Source organism: Streptomyces africanus (assembly GCF_002150735.1).
GTDB classification, from domain to species: domain Bacteria; phylum Actinomycetota; class Actinomycetes; order Streptomycetales; family Streptomycetaceae; genus Streptomyces; species Streptomyces africanus.
Window position 1 is genome coordinate 1 of record NZ_MUKA01000138.1, and the last position, 7,262, is coordinate 7,262.

The following is a 7,262-nucleotide window of genomic DNA, read 5'->3' on the forward strand; positions in this document are numbered from 1 at the left end:
GTGCCCCACAAGGACGACGACTCGTCCCCCGACCGGGCACCCGGCCCCGGGGCCCAGCCCCCCGGTGTGTCGTGCGGGGCCGTTGGGTCCTCGTCCGTCGTCGTGTCCCACGGGGGCGGCACGTCGTCCGCCGGTCCGGCGTGCGGAGCCGGCGCCCCGGCCTCGTCGAGCGGTTCGCCGGGCCAAGGTGTGTGCCGACGGGGCGTCATGAGGCCTGGGCCAGCCGGGACAGGGAGCGGGAGGTGGCCAGGACGGAGGCGTAGGCGGCGACCAGGGTCGGGTGGTAGACGATGTCGAACACCTCGTCGGGGGCGCCCTCGGGCATCGTCCGCAGGGCGGGCATGGCCCCGTCGGGCTGCTGCGCGGCGGCGAAGCCCTCCCATGCCCGTTCGTCCAGGGTGGGGCAGGGCAGGCAGGCGTCGACCACCAGCAGTTCGCCGAGCAGGTCCCAGCGTTCGAGGTCCAGCCAGTCGTCGATCCAGACCGGCAGCCAGGTCGCGAGGTAGTCCGCGGTGCCGGGCGGCAGGCCGTCCGGCCTCTCCCCCCAGTCGGTCAGGTGGAAGACGTTGTGCGTGACGTCGTAGGCGATGTGCCCTTCCACGGTCCAGGGTTCGGGGGTGCGGGCCAGCCAGGTCGTGTCCCTCAGTTCGGCTTCCGGCGGCCTGGGCGTGAGACCGAACCGGCGCTGGAACGCGGAGAGACCGAGTCGCCGGGTGGGGGTCGCCTCGAACGCCACCCAGCTGTCCAGCCGGTGGTTCAGGACTGCCGCCCGCTCGATCTCGGGCTGGCTGTAGCCGAGTTCCTTGAAGGGCAGGTACACCTCGAACGGGATGGGGGACATCGGCTCCGTGAGCTGCCCGCGCACCAGCATGCGGCCGCCGTCCAGGGTCTCGCGCCAGGCGTGGTCGAGGAGTTGCCGGGCCAGCTGCGCCTGACGCGATCCCGCGACACCCTCGCGGAAGAGCACCTTGCAGATCATGGCGAGTTCGCCGATGGGTTTGAAGCGCTCCAGGAAGCCGACCTCCGGGTCGACGTCGGGTTCGAGCTGGAATCCGTCGCGGTGGGCCCACAGCCATTCCAGCGCGCCGGCTCCGACGTTGTGGATCAGGCGGGTGTCGGTCATCCCAGCACTCCTTGTCCGCCCGGCCGGTGGTGCGTGCCCGCCCGGGCTCCGTCGTCGAGCCGCCCGATGGTCAGGGTCGCCGCGAAGGCGGCCATGAGGGTGGGGTGGTAGTGGGAGAGGAAGTCCGGCCCGCTGTCCTGGCCCGTGCCGCTCCCCTGCTCCGGGACCGCGCCGGAGGGGTGCTGTACGGCCGCGATCCGCGCCCAGGCTTCGTCGAGGAGATCGCGGTCGGGCAGCAGGGGCAGGCTCGCCGCCACGGCCAGCAGCTCGCAGCCGAGGTCCCACATCCCGGCGTCCAGGCACGTGTCGAGCCAGGGCGGCAGCCAGTCGGCGAGGTAGTCGGCCAGGTCCGGCGGCAGGCCCGCGGGCCCGGCGCGTCCCCAGTCGGTCAGGTGGAAGACCACATGGGTGAGGGAGTAACCCGAGGACGCCTCGAAGGTCCAGGGCTCGGGCAGCCCGGCCAGCCAGGTGCGCCGCAGTGCCTGCGGCATGCCGTCGGATTCCCGGATGCCGCTGCGGGTCTCGGCGTTCAGGACGCCGAGCCGCCGGGTGGGCTCCTGCTCGGTCAGCCGCCAGCTGCGGGTGCGGGCCACCGTGGCGGTGGCCGCCTCGTAGCCGGGGTGCCGCAGGCCCGCCGCGGCCATGGCGGCGTACACCTCCAACGGGTAGGTGGCGAAGGGCTCCAGACGCTGCAGGCGCACGAACAGCTCGCCCCGGCCGGTCTGCTGCCACGCGAAGGCCATCAGGTCGGCCGCGCACGCGTGGAGCGGATCCGGGGGCGCGGTGTGCCGGGACACGGTCGCGCACACCTGGGCCAGTTCCCCGAGCGGCTTCCAGCTGCGGTTCACCTGCCCGTCCGCGGCCAGCGCGTCCTCACCCAGTGCGAACTGCGCGCGCCTGGCGGACACCCACGCCAGGGCGTCCTCGGCGACCTGCCGTGTCCCCCGTGACCTGCTCACACGAACGCTCCCGCCCGTGTCAGCCGCGCCGCCCGCACCTGTAGCGCCACGAGCGGGTCCTGACCGCCCATCAGCTCCACGAAGTCCAGGCCGTTCTCGAGTCCCAGCGTCCGCGGAACGCCCTCCAGGAGGGTCAGCCAGCGTCCGGCGCCGGCCGCCTGCCGCCAGTCCCTGCGGCGTACCGCGCGCACGAAACCCCGGGCGACGTCGACCGGACGCTGCCCGGCCGCGCGGGCGACCGCGCAGTCCTCGCCGGGCAGGGCGAGGGGGGCCAGCACCGCGAGCTGGTGTGTCAGGACGTGCCAGGTGGCGCCCTCCAGCCAGGTGGCGTCGGGTTCGTCGTCCGGGCCGTCGGCGCGGCCCGGGTCGAGCCGGCGCAGCGTACGCCGCATGGCCCAGTGGCTCCACGCGACGGTGGGTGCGGCGCCGGCGCCGGGCGGGTAGGCCTCCACGGCCTGCCGGAACCGGGCGAGTTCGTCGGGCAGGGGCGGGACGTGCAGAAGGGTGCTCGGCAGCAGCGCGTCGGCTCCCAGCACACGTACGGCCGCGAGGGTGAGGCCCTGCGCTCCCCCGTCGGCGGCCGCAGGGGCGGCCGCACGAGCGTGGTCTCCGCTCCGAAGAGCGGAGACCACGCCGGAAGCGAGTTCCTGCACCGCGTCCTGCAAGAGGGACGAAGTGCCTGACTGCTCCATGGTCACTCCAGTCGATCCACTCAACCCTTCTTGGGGCGCGGGGTGGGCGGCGAAAGGAGCAGACCGAATCCACCCTTGAACAGCGCGAGTGCGGCGCACTCACGGCTGTCGCGGTAGATACCGTCGGTTTCTGCCGGGTCGAGTGCCGCCTCGATGTCGGCACTCTGGATGCCCGTCAGTTCTTCGGTGAACTTCTCGGTGGAAGTCATTGCACCATCTCCTTGGAGAAGCGGATGCTTTCTCCTCTAGTGCACCTGATGGGGACAAATCATGCCAACTTACCCATGAGTTTATTTCCATCACATATTCAACATCTCTCACATGGGTTACAGCGCTTCCGCTGATTGGCGCAGGAAGCTCAGGTGCGGCTCAGCCCCGTGCCACGACCCGCAGGGTGCGCACGGAGGAGTCCGCCGCGTCAGGGATGAGGACGCCGTGATCGGCACCGCTGCGCAGGTAGTCCAGGACCTCGTCGGTGATGACCTCGCCGGGTGCCACCACGGGCACGCCCGGCGGGTAGGGGCTGATCATCTCCGCGGCGATCCGTCCCGCTGCCCGCTCGGCGGGCACGTGCTCGACCGGGGCGAAGAACGCCTCGCGGGGCAGCATCGCCTGCTCCAGCTCCAGCGCCGAGGGCTCGGGCAGGTGGACCGGTGGCCGCCGCTCGATGGTGTCCGCCCGCTCGACGAGCGCGGCCAGGGCGTCCACCAGGACCGTCTCGGTCCGGTCGTCGTCCGCATGGGTGATGGAGGCGCTGATACGGCAGGTGTCCGAGCCGCCGACGTCCACGTGGCGGTGGGTGCGCAGCCACTCCGCGGCCTGCATCCCGCTGATGCCGAGCTTCCGTACGTCGATGACGAGCTTGAGCGGATCGAGGTCGGCGGCGAGCCCCTCCTCCACGACCTCCCGGCCCATGGGCCGCAGACCCGGCAGGTCGGCGACCACCGCCCGGACGCGTTCGGCCCGGCGGATGGCCGCTTCCAGGAGCTCGTATCCCTGTTCGACCATCTGGCGGCGCCAGCCGTCGAGCGTGGCGTACACGAGGGAGGAGGCGCTGGTGGTGCCGAGCAGGTCCTCCCGCTGTTTCAGGACCTCGGGCGAGACGCGGTCGTACTGGAGGTGGAAGACGGAGCTCTGTTCCACGGCCCCGCCCATCTTGTGCACGCTGGTCACCACCAGGTCGGCCTCGGCGTCCATGCCCCAGGCGGGCAGAGCGGGGTGGAACGGCAGGTGGGCGCCCCAGGCCTCGTCGACGATGACGGGCACACCGAACTCGTGGCACACCCTGGCCACTCCCCCGATGTCCGCGCAGGAGCCCCAGTCGGTCGGGGTGATGAGCAGCATGCCCTTGGCGTCCGGGTGTTCCCGCAGGCGACGGCGGACGTCATCGGGCTCGGGCGGGTGGGCCACGTGCCGTTCGGTGTCGAACTTCGGGTGCACCCAGATCGGCTCGACGCCGTTGACGACGACGGCCGCGATGACGGACTTGTGGGCGTTGCGCGAGAGCAGCAGCTTCTCGCCCGGGCCGGCCACGGCCAGCATGGCGGTCTTCACGGACAGGGAGCTGCCGCAGGTGGAGAAGAACGCGTGCTCGGCGCCGACCGCGTCGGCCATGAGCTCCTGGGCCCGGCTGAGGACGCCCTGCGACTGGCGGCGGTCGTCGAGGCCGTTGAGGGAGAGCACGTCGGAGCGGAACACGTCGAGCCCGACGATCCCGGCCACCCGGGGGTCCACTCCCCTGCCCTGTTTGTGGCCCGGTGGGCCGTAGGCGATGTCGCCGCGGCGCCGGAAGTCCTCCAGCGCCTCCAGGACCGGCACGCGCGAGTGGTCCATGGTTCCTCCCAGGTCCGGCCCGCCCGGCCGCCGCCGCGGCGTCCACGCTGTCGTGGCCCGGCGGGTACACCGACCGTGTTGCACTCCCGCACCGGTCGAAACGCCACCGCCCAGGGGCACCGCCTCACGGCCCGGATACGCCGCGCGTGTCGCCGCACCCGGCGGTGAAACCCGGTCGGGGACTCATCGCAGCCGACGCCGGGGAGGCCCCTGTGGAGCGCACGCTCGACGACGTACACCAGACCGTTCGTGAGGAGGTGGTGGCGCGGGCCGACGCGTTGTGGGGCGTGGCCTCGCGGCTGCACGCCGAGCCCGAGTACGCCTTCGCCGAACACCGGGCGGCCGCTCTGCTGTCGGGCGAGCTGGAGCGGGCCGGTTTCCTCGTGGAGCGCGGGGTGGCGGGGATGCCGACGGCGTTCACCGCGCGCTCGGGCCGGGGCCGGCCCGCCGTGGCACTGCTGCTGGAGTACGACGCCCTGCCCGGCCTCGGCCACGCGTGCGGCCACAACCTCATCGCGGCGGCGGGCCTGGGAGCCGCGCTGGCGGTGAGCGCCGTGGCGGAAGCGACCGCGGGGACGGTACTGGCGGTGGGCACGCCCGCCGAGGAGGGCGGGGGCGGCAAGGCCCTGGAGGTGGAGGCCGGGGTGTTCGACGGCGTCGACGCGGCGCTGATGTTCCATCCGGGCGTCCACAGCTGGGTACGGGCACCGCTGACCGCGCAGGTGCAGTACCGGGTGGCCTTCCACGGCCGGGCCGCGCACCCCACCGGGAATCCGGCGGAGGGCGTCGACGCGCTCGCGGCGCTGGTGGAGCTGTTCAACGTGCTGGCCGTACTGGGGCGGCGGCTGCCGGAGGGCTCGCACGTGCAGGGCATCGTCACCCAGGGCGGCATCGCCACGAACATCGTCCCGGAGTACGCCGAAGGCCTGTTCGGTCTGCGCGCGGCCACGACGCCGGCGCTGGAGGAGCTCACGGAGCAGTTGCGGGAGTGTGCCGGCGGTGTGGCCCGGGCCACGGGTACGAGCGCCGAGGTGGAGCGGGCCACCGTGCGCTACGAGCACTTCCGGGACAGCGAGACGCTGTCCGAGCGGTTCGCCGCGCATCTGTCCCGCGCCGGGATCCCGCTGTCACCGCCGGTGCCGGGCGTGTACCTGGGGTCGTCCGACATCGGGAACGTCAGTGCGCGGGTGCCCGCCATCCACCCGTTCGTCGCAATCATGGACGAGGACGGCTCCGACCACACCCCGGAGTTCACCGAGGCCGCCGCCTCGCCCCGGGCCCGCGAGGTGCTGGTCGCCGCCACGCAGGCCCTCGCGTGCACCGCCGTGGACATCCTGCTGTCCGAGGAGCTGCGCGAGGAGGCCTGGGCGCGGCACCGCGCGGCGCGAACCGGGTGAGTGCTTCCGTCCCGGGTGGGGAACCCGGCGAGCGCTGTACCCACCGACACCCTGGAGAGGGCCATGAGTCTGTTGCGCGTGCTCGGCCGTCCCATGCTGGCCTCGATGTTCCTCACGGGCGGCCTGAACTCCGTCCGCGACCCGGAGACCGTCGCCCCGGCCGCCGAGCCTGTCGTCCAACCGGTCACCGAACGCGTCTCGGCACTGCCCGACCGCACCGAGCAGGTCGTACGGCTCAACGGCGCCGTGCAGGTCGTGGCCGGGCTGATGCTGGCCACCGGGCGCATGCCGCGTCCGGCCGCGCTGGCCATCGCGGCCACGCTGGTGCCGACGACGCTGGCGGGACACCGCTTCTGGGAGGCCGAGGATCCCTCGGAGCGGGCCCAGCAGCGGATCCACTTCTTCAAGAACATGTCCATGCTGGGCGGGCTGCTGATCGCCGCGGACGACACCGGCGCCCGCCCCTCGGTGCTGTGGCGCGGCAGCCATGCCGCCCGTGACCTGCGGCGGGACGCGGGTCTGGTGCGGCGCTCCATCCGTGCCACCACGGGCCCGGCCGCGGCGGCCGGGCGTGTGCGGGCCAAGCTCCCGGCCTGACGCATCGGCGGGGGGCAATCCAACCGCGCGTTAGCCCCCTGGGGCCCTGGGGACCCGGGGGCTGGAGGTGAAGGACATGGGACACGGAGGAAACGTCATCGACGAGCTGGTGACCGATCACCGCGAAGTCGAGGAGATGTTCGGCAAGATCGAGGGCCTGCCGTCCGGTCACAAGGACCGCAAGATGTACGCGGACCAGGTCACGATCGAGCTGGTGCGGCACTCGGTGGCCGAGGAGGCCTACCTCTATCCGGCCGTGCGCGAGCACGTGGCAGGCGGTGACGCCCTCGCCGACCAGGAGCTCCAGGACCACGCCACGGCCGAGCAGATCATGAAGGACCTGGAGGGCTGCGACCCGGGCGACCCCGAGTTCGACCGGCTGATGGGCACGCTGATGAGCGAGATCCGCTCGCACATCGCCGACGAGGAGGGCAACCTCTTCCCGGCGCTGCGGCAGGCCTGTCCGATGGACGCGCTCAACGAGCTGGGCGACAAGGTCCGGAAGGCGAAGAAGACCGCCCCGACCCGGCCGCACCCGGCCGCCCCCGACAAGCCTCCGGCGAACAAGCTCCTGGCTCCGGGCACCGGGATGGTGGACCGGCTGCGCGACGCGCTGACCGGGCGCGGCAAGTCCGGGTAGACAAGACAGCGAGAAGGGCCC

At 72.7% G+C, this 7,262-nt stretch carries 8 protein-coding genes; 3 read left to right on the top strand and 5 right to left on the bottom strand.

What is annotated here, in order from left to right:
• Positions 1–205 precede the first annotated feature (205 nt).
• The 5 genes from CCL05_RS18760 to CCL05_RS18780 all read right to left on the bottom strand — a co-directional run bounded on the left by CCL05_RS18760 (position 206) and on the right by CCL05_RS18780 (position 4,607).
• Positions 206–1,123 carry a DUF6895 family protein gene (locus tag CCL05_RS18760; protein WP_086561650.1) on the bottom strand — a complete coding sequence of 306 codons (918 nt, stop codon included), beginning with the start codon at positions 1,121–1,123 and terminating at the stop codon, positions 206–208.
• Positions 1,120–2,082 (bottom strand): DUF6895 family protein, encoded by a 963-nt coding sequence (locus tag CCL05_RS18765; RefSeq protein ID WP_086561651.1) that lies wholly within the window; start codon positions 2,080–2,082, stop codon positions 1,120–1,122. Before CCL05_RS18765 ends, CCL05_RS18760 begins: the two co-directional genes overlap by 4 nt.
• A complete protein-coding gene (locus CCL05_RS18770; RefSeq protein ID WP_086561652.1) occupies positions 2,079–2,774 on the bottom strand; it encodes a hypothetical protein in 696 nt (231 codons plus the stop codon). Before CCL05_RS18770 ends, CCL05_RS18765 begins: the two co-directional genes overlap by 4 nt.
• Positions 2,775–2,794: 20 nt before the next feature.
• Positions 2,795–2,983 (bottom strand): hypothetical protein, encoded by a 189-nt coding sequence (locus CCL05_RS18775; RefSeq protein ID WP_086561653.1) that lies wholly within the window; start codon positions 2,981–2,983, stop codon positions 2,795–2,797.
• Between the two features lie 160 nt (positions 2,984–3,143).
• Positions 3,144–4,607 (bottom strand): aminotransferase class I/II-fold pyridoxal phosphate-dependent enzyme, encoded by a 1,464-nt coding sequence (locus tag CCL05_RS18780; RefSeq protein WP_086561654.1) that lies wholly within the window; start codon positions 4,605–4,607, stop codon positions 3,144–3,146.
• A gap of 212 nt (positions 4,608–4,819) precedes the next feature.
• On the opposite strand from CCL05_RS18780, the gene CCL05_RS18785 reads away from it, so the two are divergent.
• The 3 genes from CCL05_RS18785 (at position 4,820) to CCL05_RS18795 (ending at position 7,241) form a co-directional block, all read left to right on the top strand.
• Positions 4,820–6,004: an amidohydrolase gene (locus tag CCL05_RS18785; RefSeq protein ID WP_086561655.1), complete on the top strand. Its 1,185-nt coding sequence runs from the start codon at positions 4,820–4,822 to the stop codon at positions 6,002–6,004.
• A gap of 63 nt (positions 6,005–6,067) precedes the next feature.
• Positions 6,068–6,601, top strand: a complete 534-nt coding sequence (locus tag CCL05_RS18790) for a DoxX family protein (protein WP_086561656.1) — start codon at positions 6,068–6,070, stop codon at positions 6,599–6,601.
• Between the two features lie 76 nt (positions 6,602–6,677).
• Complete coding sequence (locus CCL05_RS18795) at positions 6,678–7,241, top strand: hemerythrin domain-containing protein (protein WP_086561657.1); 564 nt, start codon at positions 6,678–6,680, stop codon at positions 7,239–7,241.
• Positions 7,242–7,262 lie beyond the last annotated feature (21 nt).

Coding starts and splice junctions, on each gene's coding strand:
- CCL05_RS18760 (WP_086561650.1), bottom strand. CDS start 1,123: ATGACCGACACCCGCCTGATCCACAACGTCGGAGCCGGCGCGCTGGAA.
- CCL05_RS18770 (WP_086561652.1), bottom strand. CDS start 2,774: ATGGAGCAGTCAGGCACTTCGTCCCTCTTGCAGGACGCGGTGCAGGAA.
- CCL05_RS18775 (WP_086561653.1), bottom strand. CDS start 2,983: ATGACTTCCACCGAGAAGTTCACCGAAGAACTGACGGGCATCCAGAGT.
- CCL05_RS18780 (WP_086561654.1), bottom strand. CDS start 4,607: ATGGACCACTCGCGCGTGCCGGTCCTGGAGGCGCTGGAGGACTTCCGG.
- CCL05_RS18790 (WP_086561656.1), top strand. CDS start 6,068: ATGAGTCTGTTGCGCGTGCTCGGCCGTCCCATGCTGGCCTCGATGTTC.
- CCL05_RS18795 (WP_086561657.1), top strand. CDS start 6,678: ATGGGACACGGAGGAAACGTCATCGACGAGCTGGTGACCGATCACCGC.